The 23,968-nt window shown below is 58.4% G+C and carries 24 protein-coding genes; 7 read left to right on the forward strand and 17 right to left on the reverse strand.

Features of this window, described 5'->3' with window-relative positions; genetic code table 11:
* The coding region (locus ABLU86_RS21430) for a molybdopterin-dependent oxidoreductase (protein ID WP_179208124.1) at nucleotides 1-263 on the reverse strand (263 nt) is incomplete at its 3' end.
* Nucleotides 264-535: 272 nt separating this feature from the next.
* Between ABLU86_RS21430 and ABLU86_RS21435 the strand changes: the two genes are divergently transcribed.
* On the forward strand, nucleotides 536-1,270 hold the full coding sequence (locus ABLU86_RS21435; protein ID WP_015704071.1) for a response regulator transcription factor: 735 nt from the start codon (nucleotides 536-538) through the stop codon (nucleotides 1,268-1,270).
* A gap of 32 nt (nucleotides 1,271-1,302) precedes the next feature.
* Here the strand turns inward: ABLU86_RS21435 and ABLU86_RS21440 are convergent, their stop codons facing one another.
* The 3 genes from ABLU86_RS21440 to ABLU86_RS21450 are packed head-to-tail and all read right to left on the reverse strand — an operon-like array spanning nucleotide 1,303 to nucleotide 4,790.
* Nucleotides 1,303-2,244, reverse strand: a complete 942-nt coding sequence (locus ABLU86_RS21440) for an ABC transporter substrate-binding protein (RefSeq protein ID WP_015368709.1) — start codon at nucleotides 2,242-2,244, stop codon at nucleotides 1,303-1,305.
* A gap of 30 nt (nucleotides 2,245-2,274) precedes the next feature.
* Nucleotides 2,275-3,273, reverse strand: a complete 999-nt coding sequence (locus ABLU86_RS21445) for a putative carbohydrate ABC transporter permease (protein ID WP_015368708.1) — start codon at nucleotides 3,271-3,273, stop codon at nucleotides 2,275-2,277.
* Complete coding sequence (locus ABLU86_RS21450; protein ID WP_015704072.1) at nucleotides 3,270-4,790, reverse strand: sugar ABC transporter ATP-binding protein; 1,521 nt, start codon at nucleotides 4,788-4,790, stop codon at nucleotides 3,270-3,272. Before ABLU86_RS21450 ends, ABLU86_RS21445 begins: the two co-directional genes overlap by 4 nt.
* A 189-nt stretch (nucleotides 4,791-4,979) precedes the next feature.
* Here ABLU86_RS21450 and ABLU86_RS21455 point away from each other — a divergent pair, with 189 nt between their 5' ends.
* Both ABLU86_RS21455 and yjdP read left to right on the forward strand, forming a co-directional pair.
* Nucleotides 4,980-7,265 (forward strand): hybrid sensor histidine kinase/response regulator, encoded by a 2,286-nt coding sequence (locus tag ABLU86_RS21455; protein WP_242814315.1) that lies wholly within the window; start codon nucleotides 4,980-4,982, stop codon nucleotides 7,263-7,265.
* A gap of 70 nt (nucleotides 7,266-7,335) precedes the next feature.
* Nucleotides 7,336-7,689 (forward strand): DDRRRQL repeat protein YjdP, encoded by a 354-nt coding sequence (gene yjdP / locus ABLU86_RS21460; protein ID WP_015368705.1) that lies wholly within the window; start codon nucleotides 7,336-7,338, stop codon nucleotides 7,687-7,689.
* A 22-nt stretch (nucleotides 7,690-7,711) separates the two neighbouring features.
* On the opposite strand, the gene phnP is transcribed toward yjdP, so the two are convergent.
* The 12 genes from phnP to ABLU86_RS21520 all read right to left on the reverse strand — a co-directional run bounded on the left by phnP (nucleotide 7,712) and on the right by ABLU86_RS21520 (nucleotide 16,608).
* A complete protein-coding gene (gene phnP / locus ABLU86_RS21465; protein WP_259925141.1) occupies nucleotides 7,712-8,470 on the reverse strand; it encodes a phosphonate metabolism protein PhnP in 759 nt (252 codons plus the stop codon).
* Between the two features lie 15 nt (nucleotides 8,471-8,485).
* On the reverse strand, nucleotides 8,486-9,049 hold the full coding sequence (gene phnN, locus ABLU86_RS21470; protein ID WP_032713460.1) for a ribose 1,5-bisphosphokinase: 564 nt from the start codon (nucleotides 9,047-9,049) through the stop codon (nucleotides 8,486-8,488).
* Nucleotides 9,049-10,185, reverse strand: coding sequence for an alpha-D-ribose 1-methylphosphonate 5-triphosphate diphosphatase (gene phnM, locus ABLU86_RS21475; RefSeq protein WP_042894291.1), 1,137 nt, complete (start codon nucleotides 10,183-10,185; stop codon nucleotides 9,049-9,051). Before phnM ends, phnN begins: the two co-directional genes overlap by 1 nt.
* A complete protein-coding gene (phnL, locus tag ABLU86_RS21480) occupies nucleotides 10,182-10,868 on the reverse strand; it encodes a phosphonate C-P lyase system protein PhnL (RefSeq protein WP_015704077.1) in 687 nt (228 codons plus the stop codon). Before phnL ends, phnM begins: the two co-directional genes overlap by 4 nt.
* 108 nt (nucleotides 10,869-10,976) lie before the next feature.
* Nucleotides 10,977-11,735, reverse strand: coding sequence for a phosphonate C-P lyase system protein PhnK (gene phnK, locus ABLU86_RS21485; RefSeq protein WP_015368700.1), 759 nt, complete (start codon nucleotides 11,733-11,735; stop codon nucleotides 10,977-10,979).
* Nucleotides 11,732-12,580 carry an alpha-D-ribose 1-methylphosphonate 5-phosphate C-P-lyase PhnJ gene (locus ABLU86_RS21490; RefSeq protein WP_163312552.1) on the reverse strand — a complete coding sequence of 283 codons (849 nt, stop codon included), beginning with the start codon at nucleotides 12,578-12,580 and terminating at the stop codon, nucleotides 11,732-11,734. Before ABLU86_RS21490 ends, phnK begins: the two co-directional genes overlap by 4 nt.
* Nucleotides 12,573-13,637, reverse strand: coding sequence for a carbon-phosphorus lyase complex subunit PhnI (locus ABLU86_RS21495; RefSeq protein WP_348796323.1), 1,065 nt, complete (start codon nucleotides 13,635-13,637; stop codon nucleotides 12,573-12,575). The genes ABLU86_RS21490 and ABLU86_RS21495 overlap by 8 nt, the downstream gene beginning before the upstream one ends.
* Complete coding sequence (gene phnH / locus ABLU86_RS21500; protein ID WP_015368697.1) at nucleotides 13,638-14,222, reverse strand: phosphonate C-P lyase system protein PhnH; 585 nt, start codon at nucleotides 14,220-14,222, stop codon at nucleotides 13,638-13,640.
* On the reverse strand, nucleotides 14,219-14,671 hold the full coding sequence (gene phnG, locus ABLU86_RS21505) for a phosphonate C-P lyase system protein PhnG (RefSeq protein WP_015368696.1): 453 nt from the start codon (nucleotides 14,669-14,671) through the stop codon (nucleotides 14,219-14,221). Before phnG ends, phnH begins: the two co-directional genes overlap by 4 nt.
* Nucleotides 14,672-15,397: a phosphonate metabolism transcriptional regulator PhnF gene (gene phnF, locus ABLU86_RS21510; protein WP_015368695.1), complete on the reverse strand. Its 726-nt coding sequence runs from the start codon at nucleotides 15,395-15,397 to the stop codon at nucleotides 14,672-14,674.
* A 156-nt stretch (nucleotides 15,398-15,553) separates the two neighbouring features.
* Complete coding sequence (gene yjdN / locus ABLU86_RS21515; protein WP_015704080.1) at nucleotides 15,554-15,988, reverse strand: VOC family metalloprotein YjdN; 435 nt, start codon at nucleotides 15,986-15,988, stop codon at nucleotides 15,554-15,556.
* 284 nt (nucleotides 15,989-16,272) lie between these two features.
* Nucleotides 16,273-16,608 (reverse strand): zinc ribbon domain-containing protein YjdM, encoded by a 336-nt coding sequence (locus ABLU86_RS21520; protein WP_015368693.1) that lies wholly within the window; start codon nucleotides 16,606-16,608, stop codon nucleotides 16,273-16,275.
* 534 nt (nucleotides 16,609-17,142) lie between these two features.
* Here ABLU86_RS21520 and proP point away from each other — a divergent pair.
* Nucleotides 17,143-18,645, forward strand: a complete 1,503-nt coding sequence (gene proP, locus ABLU86_RS21525; RefSeq protein ID WP_015704083.1) for a glycine betaine/L-proline transporter ProP — start codon at nucleotides 17,143-17,145, stop codon at nucleotides 18,643-18,645.
* Between the two features lie 50 nt (nucleotides 18,646-18,695).
* On the opposite strand, the gene melR is transcribed toward proP, so the two are convergent.
* Nucleotides 18,696-19,634 (reverse strand): transcriptional regulator MelR, encoded by a 939-nt coding sequence (gene melR, locus ABLU86_RS21530; protein ID WP_026612426.1) that lies wholly within the window; start codon nucleotides 19,632-19,634, stop codon nucleotides 18,696-18,698.
* A gap of 239 nt (nucleotides 19,635-19,873) precedes the next feature.
* Here melR and ABLU86_RS21535 point away from each other — a divergent pair, with 239 nt between their 5' ends.
* The 3 genes from ABLU86_RS21535 (at nucleotide 19,874) to ABLU86_RS21545 (ending at nucleotide 23,966) form a co-directional block, all read left to right on the forward strand.
* Nucleotides 19,874-21,226 carry an alpha-glucosidase/alpha-galactosidase gene (locus tag ABLU86_RS21535; protein WP_126027719.1) on the forward strand — a complete coding sequence of 451 codons (1,353 nt, stop codon included), beginning with the start codon at nucleotides 19,874-19,876 and terminating at the stop codon, nucleotides 21,224-21,226.
* A gap of 93 nt (nucleotides 21,227-21,319) precedes the next feature.
* On the forward strand, nucleotides 21,320-22,735 hold the full coding sequence (melB, locus tag ABLU86_RS21540; RefSeq protein WP_008807237.1) for a melibiose:sodium transporter MelB: 1,416 nt from the start codon (nucleotides 21,320-21,322) through the stop codon (nucleotides 22,733-22,735).
* A 274-nt stretch (nucleotides 22,736-23,009) separates the two neighbouring features.
* Nucleotides 23,010-23,966, forward strand: coding sequence for a plasmid stability protein StbA (locus ABLU86_RS21545; protein ID WP_015368687.1), 957 nt, complete (start codon nucleotides 23,010-23,012; stop codon nucleotides 23,964-23,966).
* The last annotated feature ends 2 nt before the right edge of the window (nucleotides 23,967-23,968 follow it).

The raw sequence follows: 23,968 nt of genomic DNA on the forward strand, positions 1-23,968 counted from the left end.
GCGACGTAATCGAGCGCCTCATCCCAGGAGACGGCTTCCAGTTTGCCGCCACGCTGGCGACGGATCATGGGGGTTTTGAGACGCGGGGTCAGGATCTGGGTATCGTTAATGAAGTCCCAGCCATAATAGCCTTTCAGACACAGGGTTCCCTGATTGGTTTTCCCCTGCGCCGCCTCAGCCCGGACGATTTTGCCGTTATCGACCACCAGGTTGATTTTGCAACCTGATGCGCAATACGGGCAAACCGTGACGACTTTTTTCATCGGTTTTGCTCCAGTTAATCAATTAGCGCTGACGCGCAATCGACCGTCACTATGCATCTTCTATGCCATGTTTTCATTGTGGGTATTAACGGATAGTACGCGGCTTTTTTGGGCGAAATGCTGACGAAAAACAGGTCATCGTCAGTTTTGACGTGACGAAAAGCCCGGAGATGTGACGCCGATTATAAAAACGGCAGCGAAAAATGGATTTGTCGTCGCCCGCTTGCACAATCGACCAGACTGACACTATTCCCGCCAGGCAGAGGTAAACCATGAAACCGGTCATTTTAGTGATTGATGATGACGTCGCGATCTGCGAGCTGCTGAGCGACGTGCTCGGCGCCCACGCGTTTGAGGTGGTGGCCTGCCAGAACGGCGGCGAAGCGCTGGCGACGGTCGCCCGGCGCGCAGATATCGCGCTGGTGCTGCTGGATATGATCTTGCCGGATACCAATGGATTGCTGGTGTTACAACAGCTGCAGCGCACGCGGCCTGAGCTACCGGTGATAATGCTTTCCGGGCTGGGAAGCGAATCGGATGTGGTGGTCGGGCTGGAAATGGGCGCCGACGATTACATCGCCAAACCGTTTAATGCCCGGGTAGTGGTGGCGCGCGTAAAGGCGGTGCTGCGGCGCAGCGGGGCGATCGGCGCGGAAAGCCTCGTGCCGGGCGGGGAGCATGGGCTGTTGTTTAACGGCTGGCGGCTGGATACCCGCCGCTGTGAGCTGTTTAATCCCCAACAGCAGAGCGTGGCGTTAACCCAGGGGGAGTATGGATTGTTGCTGGCGCTGGCGCAAAACGCCCGCCGGGTTCTGAACCGTGAACAGCTGCTGGCGCTGACCCATAATGAGAGCATGGAGGTATTCGACCGCACGATCGATGTGCTGATCATGCGCCTGCGGCGTAAAGTTGAGGTCAATCCGCATCAGCCCACCTTGATTAAAACCCTGCGCGGGCTGGGCTACGTTTTCGCCGCTGACGTTATCCATAACGACAAAGCGGCGTAGGGCGAAAAGAGACCCGGCGCCGCTTTGCCGCGTTATTTCACCGTCCAGCCCTTGTAGCTGCTGACGTTATTTTTATCGATCATTTTCACCGGGATCAGCACCGGCGCGGCTGGCGCGGGCTTGCCCTGCAGAATGTCATAACCAATTTCTACCGCCTTCGCCGCCATGACCTGCGGGTCCTGCGCTGGCGTGGCGACGAACAGGGAATTCTTACGCTTCAGCGCCTCTTCGCCGTCCGGGCTGCCATCGACGCCCACGATAAAGAACTCATTACGTTGCGCCTGTTTCGCCGCCAGATCGGCGCCAATCGCCGTCGGATCGTTAATCGCGAACACGCCGTCAATCTTCGGATTCGCCGCCAGCAGCGACGTCATCACCTCCAGCCCGCCTTCGCGGCTGCCTTTCGCGTTCTGGTTGGCAGAGAGGATTTTGATATCCGGATGTTTTTTGAATTCGGTTTCGCAGCCTTCGACGCGGTTCTGCACCGCGGAAACCGGCGGCCCGTTGATAATCACCACGTTGCCTTTGTTGTTCAGGCGATCGCTAATGTATTTACAGGCCATCGCGCCGGCCTGGGTATTATCGGAGGTGATGGTGGCATCGGCGCCTTCGGCGGCGACGTCAACCGCCACCACCACGATCCCGGCCTCTTTCGCCCGCTTCACCGCCGGGCCGATACCTTTTGAATCAGCGGCGTTGAGGATGATCATATCGACTTTGGCGGCGATAAAGTTATCGATCTGCGCCACCTGCTGCCCCAGGTCGTAGCCGCTCGACACCAGCGTGACCTTCACTTTATCCCCCGCCAGCTTGCGCGCTTCCAGCTCGGCCCCCTTGGTGATTTGCACGAAGAACGGGTTGGCGAGGTCGCCCACCGTCACGCCTATCGCTTGTAGATCTTTGGCCGACGCAAAAGGGGAGGCGGCCAGCAGCGCGCCGGCACACAGCGCGGTCACTATAGGTTTTAAACGCATTCGCTTTTCCTCGCAGGTAAGATGTTGTTGTTATGCACTTTGATGGTGTCGGGTACGGTATTTGTCGATCAGCACCGCTATGATGATCACCGCCCCTTTGATCACCAATTGCCAGAAGTAGGAGACGCCCATCAGCGTCATGCCGTTGTTGAGGGTGGCGATAATCAGCGCCCCCACCAGCGTACCGGTGATGGTGCCTATACCGCCGACGAAACTGGTGCCGCCGAGGATCACCGCGGCAATGGCGTCCAGCTCATAGCCGACGCCGAGGTTGCCGTTGGCGCTGTACAGCCGCGAGGCGCTCATCACCCCGCCGAGCCCGGAAAGCAGCCCGCTCATGCCGTAGACGAACAGCAGCACCAGCCAGACTTTAATCCCCGTCAGCCGCGCCGCCTGCATGTTGCCGCCAACGGCGTAAATATGAATACCGAGGGTGGTGCGGCGCAGGATAAACCAGCACACCGCCACGACCGCCAGCGCTATCACCACCAGCCACGGCACCGGGCCGAGATAGTTATTGCCGATCCATTCAAAACTAATATCGGAGTTAATCACCGTGGTGCCGTCGGCCAGCAGATAGGCGGCGCCGCGCAGCGCGGTGTAGGTGCCAAGGGTGACAATAAACGGCGGTAGTCCGGCGAAGGCCACCAGCGCGCCGTTGAACAGCCCGAGCAGCAGGCCGAGCATCAGCGCCGCCGGAATCGACAGCATCGCGAATGGCGGGATGAGCGATACCACCATCGCCGCAACCGCGGTGGTACCGAGTATTGACCCCACCGACAGATCGATACCGCCGGTAAGAATAATAAAGGTCATCCCCGCCGCCAGCACGATGTTGATGGAGGACTGGCGGGTAATATTCAGCAGGTTGCTTTCGGTAAAGAAGTTCGGCGCGACGAAGCCAAACACTGCGACGATCAGGATTAAAATCGGCAGGATGCCGACGGTTTGCATCAGGTCGCCCATCAGCATTTTTTTTGCCGAGGCGGATTTCGCCGCCGGCGCGGAGGTCTCTTTCGGTATGCTCATGCTTGTCCTGCCTTAAGGTGAGAATCGTTCACGCCGGTCGCCAGCGTCATAATGCTTTCCTGACTGATCTCGCCAACCTGCAACTCGCCGGCGATAGCGCCTTCGCGCATCACATATACCCGGTCGCTCATGCCTACGATTTCCGGCAATTCGCTGGAGATCATTAAAATGGCGACGCCCTGGCGGGCCATCTGATTCATGATGCGGTAAATCTCGCTTTTGGCGCCGACGTCAACGCCGCGGGTCGGTTCATCCAGGATGAGAATGCGCGGGCCGATCGCCACCCAGCGTGAAATCAGCAGCTTTTGCTGATTGCCGCCGGAAAGCCCGCCGGCGCGCACCTGAGCATGCGGGACGCGGATGTTCAGCAGCTGGATGGCGTCATCGGAGATGGCTTGCGCCTTCTTCCGGTCGAGCATTCCCCAGTTGGCGTCGCGCTCAAGCGTCGCCATGGTGATGTTCTCCTGCGCCGCCAGTTCGAGAAACAGCCCCTGTTCTTTACGGTTTTCGGTCAGAAAGCCGATCCCGAGGTCGATCGCTTCGCGCGGCGAGTGAATAACCACCGGTTCGCCGTCGATTTCAATGACGCCGCCCGTCGCTTTGCGGACGCCGAAAATCAGTTGCGCCAGCTCGGAACGCCCGGCGCCGACCAGCCCGGCGAGGCCAACGATTTCCCCGGCGTGCACCACCAAACTGCTGGGATGCACTTTGCCGCCGTCGCTGAGATCCTGCACCCGCAGGCGCGGCTGGCCGCGCGGGATATCGCGCTCTTTATTGAACAGATCGCTAAGCGGACGGCCAACCATCATGCGCACTAATTCGGGGGCGCTAAGGTGGTCGCGGGTGAGGCTGCCGACATACTGGCCATCGCGCAGCACGCTGACCCGGTCGGAGAGTTCATACACTTCGGCCATGCGGTGGCTGATATAGATGATTGCCATCCCTTCATCGCGCAGGCGTAAAATCAGCTCAAACAGGCGCTGAGTTTCTCGCGAGGAGAGGGCGGCGGTAGGTTCATCCATCACCAGAATGCGGCTGTTGCGATGCAGCGCGCGGGCGATTTCCACCTGCTGCTGTTCGGCGATAGTCAGCTTCATCACCCGGTCGCTGGCTTTGAACTGCGCGCCGAGCCGGTCGATAACCGCCTGCGCCTGGGACTCCATCTCTTTACGCTGTACCAGACCGCCGCGGGAAAGCTCGCTGCCGAGGAAAATGTTTTCCGCGACGGTGAGATTCGGCGCCAGCTGCATCTCCTGATAGATAAGCGTGATCCCTGCTGCCAGCGCATCCTTCGGGCCTCTGATCGTCTGTGGTTGTCCGTCGATCAGGATCTCGCCGCTGGAGGCGGTATAGGCGCCGGCGAGGATCTTCATCAACGTGCTTTTTCCCGCGCCGTTTTCGCCCATCAGCGCGTGGATCTCGCCGGGCCAGACCGTCAGATCCACCCCTTTCAGCGCATAAAATTTGCCGAAAACTTTGGCGATGTTGCGCATGGATAGCACCGGTGTTCCCTGCATGCCTGCTCTCCTGGCTGCGTTGTCGATGTCGGCACTTCATCACCGCAACGTAAATGAGTGATGTCATCGGCCATTCATAATTGTCATATTTTTGAATAGTTAATGCAGATCACAATTACGCCGAGAAATTTTCTTCACCTTCGGCGACAGTCCGGGAATGATGGGAGAAAACGCCTGACCGGAGTCGCCATGCCTTCTCGCCATCCGTACTTTTTCGTTAGCGCCCGCGGTCGCCTGCTGTCATTTAACTTGTTGATGGTGGCGGTGACGTTAATGGTCGCCGGAGTGGCGATTTTCGGTTTTCGCCATGCCAGTCAGTTGCAGGAGCAGGTGCAGCTGCAAACGCTTAGCGACATGAACGGCAGTATGAATCTGGCGCGTGATACCGCCAATGTCGCCACCGCGGCGGTGCGGTTGTCGCAGGTGGTTGGCGCGCTGGAGTATAAAAGCGAAGCGCAACGGCTGCTGGAAACCCAACAGGCGCTGAAGCATTCGTTGGGCCAGTTGGCCTCGGCGCCGTTGGCCCGGCAGGAACTGGCGCTGGTAGCGAGCATTATTCGCCGTAGCAACGAGCTGCAGCAGAGCGTCGCCGGCATGCTGGAACGCGGGCAACGCCGCCATCTGCAGCGCAATGAACTGCTGAGCGCGCTGTATCAAAACCAGAGCTATTTGCGCCATTTGCAGGATCTCAACGATCGCGAGGGTAAACCGGCGATCGATCCTCAGCGTTTAAACGAGATGGACCGGTTGATCGTCGCCGCGATACACACTGCGACGCCGCGCTCGATCGTCCTGCAGCTCGATGACATCAGACGCTTTTTACCGCGCAACGATAGCGATTCTGCGCTGGCGTTTATCCTGCCGGATTTCAACGCCGAACTGGCGCGGCTGGCGCCGCTATCGGCGCAGCTTGAAGAGAGCGATCTGGCGATCGGTTGGTATATGTTTCATATCAAAGCGCTGGTTGCGCTGCTTAATGGCGATATTAATCAATATGTTGCCAGAGTCGCTCAAGCTTCGGAGGCGCGAGCGGCGCAAAGCCACCAGCAGTTGCGCTCCATCAGCACGTTTATCCTGCTGGCCGCGCTGCTGGCGCTGGCGATCACCGGGTGCGCTGGCTGGTATATCTATCGTAATCTTGGCCTCAATCTGAACGCGATATCCGGCGCGATGTCGCGGCTGGCGCACGGCGAGCAGAACGTGACGGTGCCGGCCCTGCAACGGCGTGATGAGCTTGGCGAACTGGCGCGCGCCTTTAACGTTTTCGCCCGTAATACCGCTTCCCTTGAACACACCACCCGCCTGCTGCGGGAGAAAACCACCCAGATGGAGATCGACCGCCTTGAGCGACAGGGGCTGGAGGAGGCGCTGCTGCATAGCCAAAAAATGAAAGCCGTCGGCCAGCTTACCGGCGGCCTGGCCCACGATTTTAACAACCTGCTGGCGGTGATTATCGGCAGCCTCGAACTGGTACAGCCGGATGAGCGCGATGCGCCGCGGATATCGCGGGCGCTGAAGGCTGCCGAACGCGGCGCCTTGCTTACTCAGCGGTTGCTGGCCTTTTCGCGTAAACAGGCGCTGAACCCGCAGGCGGTGGCGCTGCAGCCGTTGCTGGAGAATGTCTGCGAACTGATGCGTCATTCGCTCCCCGCATCGTTGCGTCTCGAAATAGAAGCGCAGTCGCCTGCCTGGCCGGCGTGGATCGATGTCGGGCAACTGGAAAACGCGATTATCAACCTGGTGATGAACGCCCGCGACGCTATGGAGGGGCGGTCAGGCGTTATCGCGCTACGAACCTGGAACCAGCGGGTCACCCGTAGCGATGGACGGCGTCAGGATATGGTGGCGCTGGAGGTGATTGACCACGGCTGCGGCATGTCGCAGGAGATAAAAGCGCAGGTTTTCGAGCCCTTCTTTACCACCAAACAGACCGGTAGCGGCAGCGGTCTTGGGCTGTCGATGGTGTACGGTTTTGTGCGCCAGTCGGGCGGGCGTGTGGCAATTGAAAGCGCGCCGGGGCAGGGCACCACCGTTCGTTTGCAGCTACCGCGAGCCACGGCAGCGGCGGAGGATGAACGAACGCCGTTGGTTAGTGAACCGATGGTGAGCGGCGAGCAGCTGGCGCTGGTGCTGGAGGATGAAGCCGATGTGCGCCAGACGCTATGCGAGCAGCTGCATCAGCTGGGTTGGCTGACGTTGGAGGCGCAAAGCGGCGAGCAGGCGCTGCAGATGCTGGCGGCCTCCGGGGATATCGCGTTGTTGATTAGCGATTTAATGCTCCCTGGGGGGCTGAGCGGCGCCGAGGTCATTCACGAAGCGCAACGCCGCTTCCCGGCGGTGGCACTGCTATTGATTAGCGGCCAGGATTTGCGCCCGGCGCATAATCCGGTGTTGCCTGAGGTTGAACGACTGCGCAAGCCTTTCACCCGCACGCAGCTGGCGCAGGCGTTGCGTGCGGCGATGGCGCGGATTTGAGATTCCTCCGCTACACGTGGCAAATAGGGTTGATTAAGGTACCACCAGTACCCTGATGAGACTGGCCACGATGAAACGTTACGCAACCGCTCTGTTTTTTTGCACGCTGGCGCTGAGCAGCCAACTGGCCCATGCCGATATTATTGACGACGCTATTGGTAATATTCAGCAAGCCATCAACGATGCCTACAATCCGGGCAGCAGCCGTTCCGACGACGACGACGGGCGCTATGACGACGGACGCTACGATGACGGCAGCTATCAGGGCAGCCGCCAGCAGCGTAGGGATAACCAGCAGCAATATAACGATCGCCAGCGCCAGCTTGACGACCGCCGTCGCCAGCTGGATGAACGCCAGCGCCAGCTTGATAGCGATCGTCGCCAGCTGGAGAGCGACCAGCGCCGTCTCGACGACGATTACTGATTTTCCATTGCCATGACGCCGGTTACTCCAGCACGATCTCCATGCCGTCGTATCCCGCCTCGAAACCTTTTGGCAGCGGGTTATCCATCATCCAGCGGTCGAACTGATGGCTGATATGGGTGAGGATCACCCGCGGGCAGCCAAGTACCTGGTTCAGCGCGCGCACGGTATTCAAGTCGCTGTGGTTGCGCGGTGTCTCTGTTCTGGGCTCGTGGCTGCAATCGATGACAATCACCTGCGGCTGATTATTAAGTAAAAACTTCAGCGTCTTCTCCGGCAGCCCGGCGGTATCCGCAAGCCATGCCACCCGGCTGTGCGCCGACTCCAGCAGATAGCCGTAGGTCAGCTTCGAGTGGATTAACGGCAGCGGCGTGACCTGTAGCCCCTGTAATTCAAATACCGTGAAGGGGATAACGGTGTGGCTAAAATCGAGGATGCCGGGATGTTTAAACAGATCGTCGCAGCCGATGTCATCCGGCGGGCCGTACACCGCAATCGGATCGCCCCCCCCCCAGCGCAGGGGGAACAGCCCCTGCACGTGATCCATATGGTAATGCGTCAATAAAATCTGCTGGAAGCTGCCAGCGGGCTGGCGTTCCGCCAGATCCGCCAGCCCGGCGTCGAGCAGCGTGACCGCATGGTTAAAGCGCACCACCGCGCTGCAGGGGCGGCGGCGATAGCGTGCATCGACGCGGGCGCGCTGGCAGGCGGCGCAGTCGCAGCCGAAGACCGGCACCTGCTGGGCGCCGCCGGTGCCGGTCAGGCGGATCGTCAGGCTCATCGTATTACCTTACCCTCAGGCATGCTGATTCTCTTCACGTCCGGCGTGCTGGCGCAACAGCTGGAAGAAACGCTCTACCGATTGCCCGAGGCTGCCGTCGTTATTCAACGTCAGGCAATCGGCCGGTTTATAGCGCGCGGCGCGTTGCAGGCGTTGGGCGATTTCCACGGCATTTTCCCGGCCGCGCTGTTCAAGCCGCTGGCGCAACACCGATGGCGAGACTTCGAGACAAATCGGTACCAGCACGTCATCGTAACGTTCCCGCGCCTGCGCCAGATGCGCGCGCGAGCCGTTGGCGACCACATCAAAACCGGCATGCAGCCAGAGGTCGATCTCTATGCCGACGCCATAGTAATTATTGTTGGCATGCCAGCTTAGCGCGAAAAGATTACGCTCGGCGCGGGTGAAAAACTCATGCTCGCTGAGCGCAATATGGTTCTCGCAGCCCACCAGGTGCGGGCGGGTGATGTAGCGATGCGCGACCAGCAGTTGCGGATGCTCACGCTGGCGCAGCGCGGCCAGCAGACTATCCTTTCCCGACCCCGAGGGGCCGACCAGCCAAATCAGTTTTCCAGGCATTAAAAGACCCTCTTTCCCTGACGCCAGACGTGATCGATATGGACGTGCTCGCCGCGGCGGTGCGCGAGCACCAGATCGGCACGTTTGCCTTCGGCGATGACGCCGCGGTCATGCAGGCCCAGCGCCTGCGCAGGATGTTTGCTGACCAGACGGACAGCCTGCGCCAGCGTGAAAGCGTTGTCGTCGCTATCGGCGATGCGGAAAGCGGCATCAAGCAGGCTGGCGGGGTAGTAGTCGGAAGAGAGAATATCCAACAGGCCGCTGGTGGCCAGTTGATGCGCGGCGACATTGCCGGAATGCGAGCCGCCGCGCACGATATTCGGCGCCCCCATCAACACATTCATTCCGTGCTGGCGCGAAGCCTGCGCGGCGGCCAACGTGGTGGGAAATTCGGCAATCACGCTGCCAAGCTGGTGGGATTCGGCGACATGTTCATGAGTGGCGTCGTCGTGGCTGGCGAGAGCGATTTGGCGCTCCCGACACATTGCGGCGATAGCCTGGCGATTAGGCTGCGACCAGGCCGCCGCCAGCGCCATTTGCTCTTCTTCGAAGCGTAACATCTGCTCGCCGCTGAGCTGATATTTGCCCTGATAATATTCACGATATTTTTCGCGGTTGGCGAACTGGCGTTGACCCGGCGAGTGGTCCATCAGCGACACCAGGGTGACCGGCTCGCGGTCGACCAGCTTTTCAAACAGCGGCAAGGTGGTGTGGTGCGGCAGTTCACAGCGCAGATGCAGGCGATGCTCGGCGCGGTTAAGCCCGCGCTTTTGCGTCTCTTCCACCGCGTTGATCATCTTTTCCAGATTCTCAAGGCGGTCGCCGCCGTCGCGCACGTCGCCAATCGCCACGGCGTCGAGTACGGTGGTGATGCCGCTGGCGACCATTAAAGCATCGTGGCTGCTCATCGCCGAGTGTGCGGGCCAGTCAACCTTTGGCCGCGGGGTGAAGAATTTATCCAGGTTATCGGTATGGAGTTCGATAAGCCCCGGCAGCAGCCAGCCGCCTTCGCCATCGAGGGCGCCGGGCAGCCGGCTCTGGCTTTCGGCAAAGGCGTAAATCCGCCCCTCCTGCACTTCCAGCGAACCGTCGATGGTTTCGTCTTCCAGTACCAGCTTTACGTTATTGATTATCATACTGTGATACCCATTGGGTGCAGGCGGTCGGCGACCTGACCGCGTACCGTTTCATCATGGAAAATACCGACGATGGCCGCGCCGCGGGCTTTAGCCTGCTGGATCAGCGCCACCACCGCGGCGCTGTTGTTGGCATCCAGCGAGGCGGTGGGTTCATCAAGGAGTAAAATCGGATAGTCGACCGCAAAACCGCGGGCGATGTTGACCCGCTGCTGTTCGCCGCCGGAAAAGGTGGACGGCGCCAGATGCCACAGACGCTCCGGCACGTTGAGCTGGGTCAGCAGGCGGGCGGCTTTAGCGGCGCTCTCTTCGCGCGGCGTACCGAGGTCGAGCAGCGGCTGCATGACGACTTCCAGTGCGGATATCCGCGGGATCACCCGCAGAAACTGGCTAACCCAACCGATAGTGGTTTTACGCACTTCCAGCACCTTGCGCGGCGTGGCGGTCACCAGATCTACCCATTCGTCGCCGTGGCGGATATGAATATGACCGCTGTCCGGCAGATAGTTAGCGTACAGTGAGCGCAGCAGCGTCGATTTACCGCTGCCGGAATGGCCGTGCAGCACCACGCACTCCCCGGCGTTAACGGTGAGCGAAGCGTCGGCGAGCACCGGCAGGCGTACGCCGTGCTGTTGGTGCAGAACAAAGGTTTTATGGATGTTTTCAACGCGTATAGCGTTCATTTTTAGCCTCATTAGCATTCGTGCCTCCCCGGCGTCGCGTTGCTCGGCCGGGCTACGCTGAATTTGTAGCCCGGCCAAGCGTAGCGCCGCCGGGAACGGCACCGAGGGTTAGTTCTGCAACACCGACGACACCAGTAGCTGGGTGTAAGGATGATGCGGATCGTCGAGCACCCGGTCGGTTAAGCCACTTTCCACCACCTGTCCTTGTTTCATCACCAGCAGGCGGTTCGCCAGCAGGCGGGCGACGCCGAGATCGTGGGTGACTATCACCGCCGCCAGCCCTAACTCCACTACCAGCCCGCGCAGGAGATCGAGCAGGCGCGCCTGTACCGAGACGTCCAGCCCGCCGGTGGGTTCATCCATAAACACCAGTTTCGGCTGCGTCACGAGATTGCGGGCGATTTGCAAGCGCTGCTGCATACCGCCGGAAAAGGTGGTCGGCAGGTCGTCGATGCGGGAAGGCGGGATCTCCACCTCCTGCAGCCAGCGTTCGGCGGTGGCGCGAATGTCGCCGTAGTGGCGAGCGCCGGTCGCCATCAGCCGTTCACCGATGTTGCCGCCCGCCGAGACCTGGCGACGCAGGCCGTCCATCGGGTGCTGATGTACAACGCCCCATTCGGTGCGCAGCAGGCGGCGGCGTTCGGCTTCGCTCATGGCATACAGCGAGCGCTGTTGATACCGCACTTCACCCTGTTGCGGCGCCAGACGAGCGGAAATCGCTTTCAGCAGCGTGGTTTTACCGGAGCCGGATTCGCCGACGATGCCGAGCACTTCGCCCGGCCACAGCTCGAAAGAGACATCGCTAAAACCTTTGCCCGGCGCATAGAGATGGGTCAGGTGATTAACTGTAAGTAACGGCTGGCTCATTTTTTCTGCGCCTCGCTCTGTTGGCGGCAATAGTCGGTATCGGAGCAGACAAACATCCGCTGGCCGCTGTCATCCAGCACCACTTCGTCAAGATAGCTGTGGCGCGAACCGCAAATGGCGCAGGGTTCATCCCACTCCTGCACGCTAAACGGGTGATCGTCGAAATCGAGGCTTTCGACTGTGGTATAGGGCGGCACCGCGTAGATACGTTTTTCGCGCCCGGCGCCGAACAGCTGCAGCGCCGGCATCATGTGCATTTTGGGGTTATCGAATTTCGGGATCGGCGAAGGGTCCATCACGTAGCGGCCGTTCACCTTCACCGGATAGGCGTAGGTGGTGGCGATATGGCCGAAGCGGGCGATATCCTCATACAGCTTCACCTGCATTACGCCGTACTCTTCCAGGGCGTGCATGGTGCGGGTTTCGGTTTCGCGCGGTTCGATAAAGCGCAGCGGCTCCGGGATCGGCACCTGATAGATCAGGATCTGATCTTCCACCAGCGGCGTTTCCGGGATCCGGTGGCGGGTCTGGATCAGGGTGGCGTCTTCGGTGCGTTCGGTGGTGGCGACGCCGGTTACGCGTTTAAAGAACTGGCGGATCGACACCGCGTTGGTGGTGTCATCGGCACCCTGATCGATGACCTTCAGTACGTCGTTCTCGCCGATAACGCTGGCGGTCAGTTGGATCCCGCCGGTACCCCAACCGTAGGGCATCGGCATTTCGCGGCCGCCGAAGGGCACCTGATAGCCGGGAATGGCCACCGCTTTCAGTATCGCCCGGCGGATCATGCGCTTGGTTTGCTCATCAAGATAAGCAAAGTTATAGCCAGTCAGTGGGTTAGACACGTTCGTTCTCCCGTTGCAGGCGTTTCAACAGCGCCAGTTCGGCCTGGAAATCGACATAGTGCGGCAGTTTCAGATGCGAGACGAAGCCGGCGGCTTCAACGTTATCGGCGTGCGCCAGCACGAACTCTTCGTCCTGGGCCGGTCCGCTTATCTCTTCGCCGTATTCCGGCGCCTGAAGGGCGCGGTCGACCAGCGCCATGGCCATCGCTTTACGCTCGCTCATGCCAAACGTCAGGCCGTAGCCGCGGGTGAAGTGCGGCGGCTCATCCTCTGGATCGACAAAGCCGTTGACCATTTCGCATTCGGTCAGCAGCAGCTCGCCAATATTGACGCTAAAACCCAGCTCTTCCGGCACGATTTCCACCTGCACGTAGCCGCTGCGGATCTCGCCGGCAAACGGGTGGTTGCGGCCATAGCCGCGCTGGGTTGAGTAGGCCAGCGCCAGCAGATAGCCTTCATCGCCGCGTACCAGCTGCTGCAGCCGCGAGGAGCGCGAGCAGGGATAGACCGGCGGGGTGCGGGTGATATCGTCAGGGGGCGCGCCGCGGTCCGCTTCCGCTTTGGCCAGCCCCTGCTGCGTCAGCAGGTTGAAGACGTGCGGCGTCGGCTGCGTTTCGCTACCGGCTTTCTGCACCGACGGCGGTTCGCCGTTGGCCAGCAGGGCAAAATCGAGCAGGCGGTGGGTATAGTCGTAAGTGGGGCCCAGCAGTTGGCCGCCGGGGATATCTTTGTACACCGCGGAGATCCGGCGTTCGAGGCGCATCCCGGCGGTATCAACCGGTTCGCTGACTGCCAGCCGCGGCAGGGTGGTGCGGTAGGCGCGCAGCAGGAAAATGGCTTCGACGTTATCGCCGCTGGCCTGCTTCAGCGCCAGCGCCGCCAGTTCGCGGTCGGCAATACCGCCTTCGGTCATCACCCGGTCCACCGCCAGGCTGAGCTGTTCGCTTATCTGCTCGACGCTCAGTTCGGGAAGCCGTCCATCGCCCCGTCGTTTCTGATCTTGCAAAGCGTGAGCGGCGCTAATCGCCTTCTCGCCGCCTTTGACGGCAACATACATTTAGCACACCTCCACGTGGGTGGTACGCGGGATAGCCAGCAGGCGCTCGCCGCAGGTCAGGATCAGGTCAATGCCCAGTGGGAACGGGTGCGGGCGTTCGGTTAATTCGTCGATGATGCAGTCCGGGAGCTGGGGGGCGATCATTCGCTCCTCGGCAATGCCCGCGCCGGTCAGGCGCAGCATGCGTCCGCCGCTCAGGCTGGCTAGTTGAACAATCAGCGTGACGCCGGTTTCCGGCGCCGCCACGGTACCAGCGGAAAGGACATTAAGCTGTTCGGCGCTGATGGTGTCGCAGGCGACGGCAAATACCGCCTGCTGCGGCTGTTCCACCAGCGTCGCGCCGGTATGAAAGCGCAGATTTTGGCTGACCAGATCGTTATGCAGCGCGGCGGCCATCCACACCGGGGTGTCGTGATCGGCCAGGGTCAGCAGCAAGCTGGTGGAGGCGATATTCAATGGCTGCCAGCCGTGCTGAAGCTGCTGCAGGGAGACAATCACTCCCGGCTCGCTCATTGCTTTCAGCAGGCGGCGGAAACTGTGTTGGGCATCCTGCACCGGTAGGGTAAAGGCGGTTTGTAATGTCATGCGTTATCTCCGCGAACCAGAGTAAAGAAGTCGACCCGGCTGGCGTTGACTTCGGCGCGGCGGGCGTCGAGGCGCGCGCTGCGTTGTGCTTCCAGCGGGGTAATGAGGGTTTCCATTAAGGTGTGAAAATAGTGAGGCGATTGCAGCAGGCCATCGATCGCCGCGCAGCGTTCGGCGTGGGGGCGGTCGCGGCCCAGAATCCAGCTGTAGCCGAGGGTGCCATCGGCCAGGCGTACGGCGGCGCGGGTCAGGGTGGCGTCACCGGCAAAGAAACGATCGCCGATGCCGCCCATACGCGCCTGGAGCTGTACCAGCCCGGTTTCCGGGGCGCGAATTAATTCATACTCCGGCGCCAGCCGCAGCGATTGCATGCGCGCCAGAAGGTCCTGCGGTTCACTGTGGGCCAGCACGGACATCCAACGCTGGCGGGTGGCGGTATCGAAGTGCATTCAGTGCTCCATGGTGAATTCAATCATGTCGGCGCGGGTCAGGCTGACGGAGTACTCCGTCGTGACTGTCTCGCCCTCGCGGCTATTGAGCGTGCGTACGCACAGCAGTGGCGCCATATTGGGGATTTCCAGCAGCTTGCTCTCTTTCGCCTGCGCGCGGCGGGCGCTGATTTTGGTGCGTACGCGGGTCAGTTCGATGGCGAGTTGGTCGCGCAGCAGGTCGTGTAGCGAGCCATGGGTGAAGGTTTGCAGCACCGGCCAGAAGCGCAGGTCGGCGAAGTAGTGGTCAATCAAACACAGCGCCACGCCGTTAACCCGGCGCAGGGTGCGCAGATGAATGACGGTTTCGCCTTCGGCGATGCCAAAGGCTTCGGCAACGTGGCTGCTGGCCGGGCGCAGCACCGACAGCAGTTTCTCGCTGGTCGGGTGGCTGCCTTGTTCCAGCAGATTCTGGCTAAAACGCGCCTGGGCGTTGAGCGGGTAGTCGATGGGGCGCATCAATACCAGCACGCCGACGCCCTGGCGGCGCTGGACCCATCCGCGTTCCACCAGCTGATCGATGGCGCGGCGTAGGGTGTGGCGGTTAACTTCAAAGCGCGCCGCCAGCTGTTGTTCCGCAGGCAAATAGTCGCCGCAGCGATAGTGATGGCGCAGCTCCTGTTCAAGCCTGGCGGCAATTTCCTGATACCGGGTGGGATAACTGGTCGGATGTCTGGATAAGTACATGGTTATCGAGCCTCACTAAGCACTTTGGGGTTCCCCGTTGAGCGTGGGCCGATACTGACGCGTTTTTGTTACATTCCTGTTAAGTCACGATGACCGCAGGATGAAGAGTTAATGCCGGTGAGATGACAGGGCGGAGAAGCCGCCCTGGAGAGAAGATTAGGGTTGTTTGACGACGTTAACCATCCACGGTACGCCGAAGCGATCGACCACTTTGCCGAAACCGTGGGCCCAGAAGGTCTCCTGCCATGCCATTTCGATGCGCCCGCCATCGGCCAGCGCCTCAAACCAGTGTTTGCCTTCAGCAATATCTTTCGGCTCCAGCACGAGGACGAATCCCGCGTAATGTTCCATGTCGCTACTGGGGCTATCGCTCAACATCAAAATACTGTCGGCGACCTGCAGGCTGGCGTGGGCGATGCAGTCGGCGGCAAGATGTTGCCCGGAGGCGCAACCATCTTCGGCATCCTGGGCGCTCTGCGGCATTTCGCCGTAGGTGATTTGGTGGATAAGCTGCGCCCCCAGCGCCTGCTGATAGAAGGCGATGGCGGCAGCGCAGTTGCCGCTAAAAGCAATGTAAGGACTCAGGGACATAACCATGACCTCAGATAACCAATGACCCCTAAAGCGTAGTTGGTGACGGGCAAAAGAAGCCAGGCGGCAAAGCGGGGTGAATTTTTCTGAAAATGCGTTGCCGCGTGGCGGGAAGGCAGAGACGAAATGAGAATTGATCGCGCGGTTCGGCCTGGAGATTTCGGGAATAATTTTCGCGAAATTAGCAAAATAATTTCGCCGCGATCCGCCGCTGATATTCGTACGCGCCGGCGAGGTTGCCGCCAGCGCCGGAAAAATAATGGCGCTGGTGTAAAAAAAATTAATTAGTTCTTTTTGACGAATTCAGATTTCAGCTTCATCGGACCAAAACCGTCAATTTTGCAGTCGATGTTGTGATCGCCTTCGACCAGACGGATATTCTTCACTTTGGTGCCGATTTTCAGCATGGAAGAACTGCCTTTTACCTTCAGATCTTTCACCACGGTGACGCTGTCGCCATCGGCAAGTAAGTTGCCGTTAGCGTCTTTTACAATCAGCGCGTCGGCATCGTCGGCCGGCTCGGCATTGTTCCACTCGTGGGCGCATTCCGGGCAAATGTACATGCCGTTATCTTCATATGTGTATTCAGAATGGCATTTTGGGCAGTGTGGAAGTTGCATGGCGTTCCTCGTGATTACTGGGAAAAACAGGACGTTGGTCCGTTAAACAGCGGCTGTGAGCCGAAAGTGCGGCTGATTATAGCGCAATCCCGCACTTTTGTCGGGTATTTTTTCCAGGAAATAACGCAGGGTAATTATTTTGGCTTTGCGGAGAATATGCTGAAAAATGGACGTTAATAAAGTCCAGAAATAAACATCGGCGGCGAAACAGAGATTGAACTTATTCATTTTATTTGGCTCTGTAATTAAGCTGGGCGAATTTTTCGTGAAGTTGATCCCAAATTTAAACGCTGGTAGGGTAAAAAGGGACGTAAGTAAATTCGTCACTGCTTATTTGGTAAGTGAATTATTAATTTAAGGCCAGAGCAGGCGTCAACAGGTTCGGTTGTACACTCTGTCAGAAAGACAGTGCAGGCAAACCTGCTACGCTTGAAATGTGGAGCACAGCACTTCGCCGCTCCCAACGTACGTCGCGAATGACCTCGTCATTTGGCGAGGAGTCGTGCGCTCAAGGCGATAGCACAGAGGAAAAGTATGCTTAAAAGGAAAAAAATAAAGCCGATTACGCTTAGGGATGTCACTATCATCGATGATAGCAAGCTGCGAAAAGCCATCACCGCGGCCTCGCTCGGTAATGCGATGGAGTGGTTCGATTTCGGTGTGTATGGTTTTGTGGCTTATGCCCTCGGTAAAGTCTTCTTCCCCGATGCCGATCCCAGCGTGCAGATGATTGCCGCGCTCGGTACTTTCTCGGTTCCTTTCTTGATTCGTCCGCTCGGCGGCCTGTTCTTCGGGATGCTCGGCGATAAATACGGTCGACAAAAAATCTTAGCGATCACCATCGTTATCATGTCGATAAGTACATTCTGTATCGGCCTTATTCCGTCGTATGCCACCATTGGTATCTGGGCGCCGATTCTGCTGCTGTTGTGTAAAATGGCGCAGGGCTTCTCGGTAGGCGGCGAATATACCGGGGCGTCGATCTTCGTGGCCGAATACTCGCCTGACCGTAAACGCGGGTTTATGGGCAGTTGGCTGGACTTCGGTTCGATTGCCGGCTTCGTGATGGGCGCAGGCGTGGTGGTACTGATTTCCAGCGTCGTGGGCGAAGAGAACTTCCTCGACTGGGGCTGGCGTATTCCGTTCTTCCTGGCGCTGCCGCTGGGGATTATCGGCCTGTACCTGCGTCACGCGTTAGAAGAGACCCCGGCGTTCCAGCAGCACGTGGATACCCTTGAACAGGGCGATCGCGAAGGCCTGCAGGAAGGTCCGAAAGTCTCCTTTAAAGAGATTGCCACCAAACACTGGCGCAGCCTGCTGACCTGTATTGGCCTGGTGATTTCCACTAACGTGACCTACTACATGCTGTTGACCTATATGCCGAGCTACCTGTCGCACAACCTGCACTACTCGGAAGATCACGGCGTACTGATTATTATCGCAATCATGGTCGGCATGTTGTTTGTCCAGCCGGTTATCGGCATGCTGAGCGACCGTTTTGGCCGCCGTCCGTTTATCCTGGTGGGTAGCGTCGCGCTGTTCGCGTTGTCTATCCCGGCCTTTATCATGATTAACAGTAACGTGATTGGCCTGATTTTCGCCGGTCTGCTGCTGCTGGCGGTGGTGCTGAACTGCTTTATCGGCGTGATGGCCTCATCGCTGCCGGCGATGTTCCCGACCCACATCCGCTTCAGCGCCCTGGCCAGCGCCTTTAACATCTCGGTGCTGATCGCCGGTCTGACGCCGACGCTGGCGGCATGGCTGGTGGAAACCACCCAGAACCTGATGATGCCGGCTTACTATCTGATGGTGATTGCGGTGATTGGCCTGATTACCGGCCTGTCGATGAAAGAGACCGCTAACCGTCCGCTGAAAGGGGCGACACCGGCGGCGTCCGATATCCAGGAAGCGAAAGAAATTCTGGGCGAGCACTACGATAACATCGAACATAAAATCGAAGATATCGATCAGGAAATCGCCGACCTGCAGGAAAAACGCGCCCGTCTGGTACAGCAGCATCCACGTATCAACGACTAACCGTTTTAAGCTGTGAAAAATGCCGCCGTGGGAGACCACGGCGGCATTTTTTATGGCTGCGGCGGCGCGAGGCTGTGGCGGCGCTGCTGGCTCAATTTACGGTACTGCTGCGGCGGCATGCCGACATAGCGGGTGAAGGTACTGTAGAAGCGGCTGCTGGAGCGGAACCCGGCGGTGAGGGCGATATCAAGAATGGTCTTATCGGTATCGCTCAGCAGCGCGCGTACGTGATTGATGCGCATGGCGGTAATGTACTGCTTCATGGTCTGCTGCATTACCCGCTGAAAAACGCCCATCGCGTAGTTCGGATTGAGTTTAACGTGCTCGGCGACGGCATCGACGGTCAGCGCCTGGTCATAATGGGCGGCGATAAATTCCAGCATCTGGCTGACATAAAACTGCGCGTGGCGCGAGACGCTGTTCTTGTGCGTGCGCGAGGTCTTATTGACCAGAATCGGCTGCCAGCCGGCGAGGCTCAGCCGCTTGAGCATCAGGGCGATTTCATCGATCGCCAACTGGCGAATCTGTTCATTCTCGTGATTCAACTCCTGCTGCCAACGGCGCACTTCAAAAGCGCTTAGCTGCTGGGCGGCGAGAGATTTAATCACCATCCCGTGGGTGACGTGGTTTATCAGTTCGCGATCCAGCGGCCACGACAGAAACAGATGCATCGGCAGGTTGAATATCGCCATCTGCTGGCAGTCGCCGGGGCGGGTCAACTGATGCGGCGTACAGGCCCAAAACAGGGTGATATAGCCTTTCTCAATGCGCACCACTTCATTGTTAATCAAATACTCCACGTCGCCGTCGAACGGCACGTTGACCTCTACCTGGCCGTGCCAGTGGCTGGTGGCCATGGCGTGCGGGGGGCGCAGTTCGATATCCATGCGCTGATACTCGGAATAGAGCGCCAGCGGGCTGCGGCTCTGCTTTTCATCGCTGCTGCACATGTGCGGGTCGGGGGGCAGGGAAGTGAAGCGGTGTTCCATCATGGGCGGATTCCTGGATCGTCAGAGTGGCTGCGTTTTTAGCCTGAACTGATTACAGCTTAGCGGAATCATCGGCCCGTTTTCTCTCCTTTTAAGCCGATCTATTCCCAAAAACTCAGATTTTGTGGCGTTCAATGGCCGATCTGAGTTTCCGGGAATGCTCCGGTGGGAACGGGGCAGCGCAACGGCGAGCGGCATGCCACTCTGAAAGTGTTCAATGACCTGATGGAGAGAGCGCGATGTCCGCCCCAAAAATTACCTTTATCGGCGCCGGTTCGACGGTGTTTGTTAAAAATATTCTCGGTGATGTTTTCCAGCGCCCGGCGTTGAAATCGGCGCATATCGCGCTGATGGATATCGACGAAACCCGGCTGGAAGAGTCGCATACCGTGGTGCGAAAGCTGATGGATTCCGTCGGTGCGAATGGCGAAATTAGCTGCCATCGCGATCGTAAAACCGCCTTGCGCGACGCCGATTTTGTCGTCGTCGCCTTCCAGATTGGCGGCTATGAACCCTGTACTGTCACCGATTTCGAAGTCTGTAAACGTCACGGCCTTGAGCAGACCATTGCCGATACGCTGGGGCCGGGAGGCATTATGCGCGCGCTGCGCACTATCCCGCACCTGTGGGCTATCTGCGACGACATGACCGAGGTTTGCCCAAACGCCACCATGCTTAACTACGTTAATCCGATGGCGATGAACACCTGGGCGATGTACGCCCGCTACCCGCATATCAAGCAGGTGGGTCTGTGTCACTCGGTGCAAGGCACAGCGGAAGAGCTGGCGCGCGACCTTAACCTCGACCCGGCGGATTTACGCTACCGCTGCGCGGGTATTAACCATATGGCGTTCTATCTGTCGCTGGAGAAAAAGCTCGCGGACGGCAGCTACGTCAGTATCTATCCCGATTTGCTGCAGGCCTACGCCGAAGGGCGGGCGCCGAAACCGAACCTGCACGGCAATCCGCGCTGCGAAAACATCGTCCGCTATGAGATGTTCAAAAAGCTGGGCTACTTTGTCACCGAATCGTCGGAGCATTTCGCCGAATACACGCCATGGTTTATCAAGCCGGGACGCGACGATCTTATCGCCCGCTATAAAGTACCGCTGGATGAGTACCCCAAACGCTGCGTCGAGCAGCTGGCCAACTGGCATAAAGAGCTGGAGAGCTATAAGAGCGGCGAGCGGATCGAGGTTAAACCTTCGCGCGAGTATGCCAGCACCATCATGAACGCTATCTGGACCGGCGAGCCAAGCGTGGTGTACGGCAACGTGCGCAACGATAATCTTATCGACAACCTGCCTCAGGGCTGCTGCGTGGAAGTTGCCTGCCTGGTGGACGCCAACGGCATCCAGCCGACGAAAGTGGGCGCGCTGCCGGCGCATCTGGCGGCGCTGATGCAGACCAACATCAACGTGCAGACGCTGCTGACGCAGGCGATCCTCAACGAAGACCGGGATTACGTTTATTACGCCACGATGATGGATCCGCACACCGCTGCGGTGCTGGGGATCGAAGAGATCTACGCGCTGGTGGACGATCTGATCGCCAGCCACGGCGACTGGCTGCCGGACTGGCTGCACCGCTAATCTTCTCATGCCGCCGGGGGGATCTGGCCCGGCGGCGCCTGCCATGCTCTATCAAACGCTGAAGGAGGCGCTGGCGACAGCGACCTATACCCTATGAGTATTTCAATGACAACAAAGCTCAGCTACGGATTTGGTGCTTTTGGTAAAGATTTCGCTATCGGTATCGTTTACATGTATCTGATGTATTACTACACCGATATTGTTGGCCTATCGGTTGGGGTGGTTGGCACCTTGTTTCTGGTGGCGAGGATCCTTGATGCGATAGCCGATCCGATCATGGGCTGGATCGTCAACTGCACGCGATCGCGATGGGGGAAATTCAAGCCGTGGATCCTGATCGGAACTATCACCAACTCGGTGGTGTTGTATATGCTGTTCAGCGCCCATCACTTCAGCGGCGGAGCGCTACTGGCGTGGGTGTGGCTGACCTACCTGCTGTGGGGCTTCACCTATACCATCATGGATGTGCCGTTCTGGTCGCTGGTGCCGACCATTACCCTTGATAAACGCGAACGTGAACAGCTGGTGCCTTACCCGCGCTTTTTCGCCAGCCTTGCCGGGTTTGTGACGGCCGGGGTCACACTGCCGTTTGTCAGCGCCGTCGGCGGCGCCGATCGCGGCTTCGGTTTCCAGATGTTTACCCTGGTGCTGATTGCCTTTTTCGTAATTTCCACCCTCGTTACCTTGCGCAACGTCCATGAGGTTTATTCGTCGGATAGCGGCGTGAGCGAGGATTCCAGCCATCTTTCACTGCGTCAGATGGTGGCGCTCATCTATAAAAACGATCAGCTGGCCTGCCTGTTGGGCATGGCGCTGGCCTATAACACGGCGGCGAATATCATTGCCGGCTTCGCGATTTATTACTTTACCTACGTCATTGGCAGCGCGGAGATGTTCCCGTATTACATGTCCTACGCCGGGGCGGCGAATTTACTGACGCTGATCTTGTTCCCACGGCTGGTAAAAGGGCTGTCGCGGCGCATTCTGTGGGCGGGGGCATCGATCATGCCGGTGCTGGGCTGTGGCGTGCTGTTGCTGATGGCGCTGAGCGGCGTTTACAACATCGCGCTGATTTCGCTGGCCGGGGTGCTGTTGAATATCGGCACCGCGCTGTTCTGGGTGCTGCAGGTCATTATGGTGGCCGATACCGTCGACTACGGCGAATATACGATGAATATCCGCTGCGAAAGTATCGCCTACTCGGTGCAGACGCTGGTGGTCAAAGCTGGTTCGGCGTTTGCGGCCTGGTTTATCGCCATCGTGCTGGGTATTATTGGCTACGTGCCGAATGTTGTGCAGTCGTCCCACACGCTGCTGGGGATGCAGGCGATAATGATTGCGCTGCCGACGCTCTTTTTTGCCCTGACGCTGTTTCTCTATTTCCGTTATTACAAGCTGAATGGCGATATGTTGCGACGTATTCAGATTCACCTGCTGGATAAATATCGTCGGGTACCGGAAAATGTCGTCGAGCCGGAACGGCCGATTGTGGTACCCAATCAGGTGTAAAAAGCGTGCGCAAACCGCTGGCGAAAGAGGGGAGGGGTGCTCTCTTTTTGCACAAAAATAGCGTTTAAAATAGACAGAAATGAAAATTTTTAGTTCTCTGTTTTGTCTCTATAAATTCTCTATTTGAACTCAATGGGTTAATCGAAATCTCCATTGTTTCTCAAATAAAACTCGGAATTGTCTCTTTTTCGTGCTCTTGCGCTGCTTTTTAACTCTTGCTACTCTTTTTGGGTCTTACATTTTCTCTTCTTTGTCTCAGTGATGGAGCAATGCGATGCGCATTTTTATCGATGATGGTTCAACCAATATCAAAATGCTGTGGGAACAAGATGGCGAAACTTTCACCCATATCAGCCCCAATAGTTTTAAACGAGGCTGGTCTGCCACCTTCGGCGCCGGGAAGCCATTTAACTACACCGTGGATGATGAAAAGTACTCTTTCGACCTGATCACCCCCGATGCGTTACCCACCAACAATATTGATTGGCAATACAGCCCGTTGAACTCCATCGCTGTCCACCATGCGCTGTTGACCAGCGGTCTGGAACCGCAGGATGTCGAGATTGTGGTCACCCTGCCGCTGACTGAATTTTATGATGAAGATGCGCAATATCGTCTTGATAACATTGAGCGTAAGAAAAAGAGCCTGCTTCGCGAAGTTAAACTGAATAAAGGCGTGGTGTTCAATATCACCAAAGTCACCGTGCGTCCGGAATCCATTCCGGCGGGTATCAGCCTGTGTGATGAGCTGAAACCGTCGCATTCGGTGCTGATTGTCGACCTCGGCGGCACCACGCTGGATATTTCGATGGTGGCCGGGCAAATGACCTCGGTTTCGCGCATTTACGGCGACCCGAAGCTGGGCGTGTCGCTGGTGACCGACGCCGTTAAGCTGGCGCTGGCGCGGGCGAATACCGATACCTCCAGTTATAACGTTGATCAGATAATCATCAACCGCCACGACGAAGAGTATTTGACCGATAACATCAACGATCCGGATGCGGTATCCGAGGTGAAAAAGGTTATCTCCAATAGCATCGAACGCCTGACGACTCGCGTTCTGACGGCGATTGATAGTTTTAAAGGCTATTCGCACGCCATCGTGATTGGCGGCGGCGCGCCGCTGGTTGCCGATGCGATTCGCGAACGTATGGGGCTGCGCGAAGATCGCTTTGTGGTGGCCGACGAGCCGCAGTTCGCCCTCGTGCGTGGTCTGAAAATTATTGGTTAAGG

Origin of the sequence: Klebsiella sp. JN_Kp121 (assembly GCF_040062145.1) — a bacterium.
GTDB classification, from domain to species: Bacteria; Pseudomonadota; Gammaproteobacteria; order Enterobacterales; family Enterobacteriaceae; genus Klebsiella; species Klebsiella aerogenes.

Coding starts and splice junctions, on each gene's coding strand:
- ABLU86_RS21435 (WP_015704071.1), top strand. CDS start 536: ATGAAACCGGTCATTTTAGTGATTGATGATGACGTCGCGATCTGCGAG.
- ABLU86_RS21440 (WP_015368709.1), bottom strand. CDS start 2,244: ATGCGTTTAAAACCTATAGTGACCGCGCTGTGTGCCGGCGCGCTGCTG.
- ABLU86_RS21445 (WP_015368708.1), bottom strand. CDS start 3,273: ATGAGCATACCGAAAGAGACCTCCGCGCCGGCGGCGAAATCCGCCTCG.
- ABLU86_RS21450 (WP_015704072.1), bottom strand. CDS start 4,790: ATGCAGGGAACACCGGTGCTATCCATGCGCAACATCGCCAAAGTTTTC.
- ABLU86_RS21455 (WP_242814315.1), top strand. CDS start 4,980: ATGCCTTCTCGCCATCCGTACTTTTTCGTTAGCGCCCGCGGTCGCCTG.
- yjdP (WP_015368705.1), top strand. CDS start 7,336: ATGAAACGTTACGCAACCGCTCTGTTTTTTTGCACGCTGGCGCTGAGC.
- phnP (WP_259925141.1), bottom strand. CDS start 8,470: ATGAGCCTGACGATCCGCCTGACCGGCACCGGCGGCGCCCAGCAGGTG.
- phnN (WP_032713460.1), bottom strand. CDS start 9,049: ATGCCTGGAAAACTGATTTGGCTGGTCGGCCCCTCGGGGTCGGGAAAG.
- phnM (WP_042894291.1), bottom strand. CDS start 10,185: ATGATAATCAATAACGTAAAGCTGGTACTGGAAGACGAAACCATCGAC.
- phnL (WP_015704077.1), bottom strand. CDS start 10,868: ATGAACGCTATACGCGTTGAAAACATCCATAAAACCTTTGTTCTGCAC.
- phnK (WP_015368700.1), bottom strand. CDS start 11,735: ATGAGCCAGCCGTTACTTACAGTTAATCACCTGACCCATCTCTATGCG.
- ABLU86_RS21495 (WP_348796323.1), bottom strand. CDS start 13,637: ATGTATGTTGCCGTCAAAGGCGGCGAGAAGGCGATTAGCGCCGCTCAC.
- phnH (WP_015368697.1), bottom strand. CDS start 14,222: ATGACATTACAAACCGCCTTTACCCTACCGGTGCAGGATGCCCAACAC.
- phnG (WP_015368696.1), bottom strand. CDS start 14,671: ATGCACTTCGATACCGCCACCCGCCAGCGTTGGATGTCCGTGCTGGCC.
- phnF (WP_015368695.1), bottom strand. CDS start 15,397: ATGTACTTATCCAGACATCCGACCAGTTATCCCACCCGGTATCAGGAA.
- yjdN (WP_015704080.1), bottom strand. CDS start 15,988: ATGTCCCTGAGTCCTTACATTGCTTTTAGCGGCAACTGCGCTGCCGCC.
- ABLU86_RS21520 (WP_015368693.1), bottom strand. CDS start 16,608: ATGCAACTTCCACACTGCCCAAAATGCCATTCTGAATACACATATGAA.
- proP (WP_015704083.1), top strand. CDS start 17,143: ATGCTTAAAAGGAAAAAAATAAAGCCGATTACGCTTAGGGATGTCACT.
- melR (WP_026612426.1), bottom strand. CDS start 19,634: ATGGAACACCGCTTCACTTCCCTGCCCCCCGACCCGCACATGTGCAGC.
- ABLU86_RS21535 (WP_126027719.1), top strand. CDS start 19,874: ATGTCCGCCCCAAAAATTACCTTTATCGGCGCCGGTTCGACGGTGTTT.
- melB (WP_008807237.1), top strand. CDS start 21,320: ATGAGTATTTCAATGACAACAAAGCTCAGCTACGGATTTGGTGCTTTT.
- ABLU86_RS21545 (WP_015368687.1), top strand. CDS start 23,010: ATGCGCATTTTTATCGATGATGGTTCAACCAATATCAAAATGCTGTGG.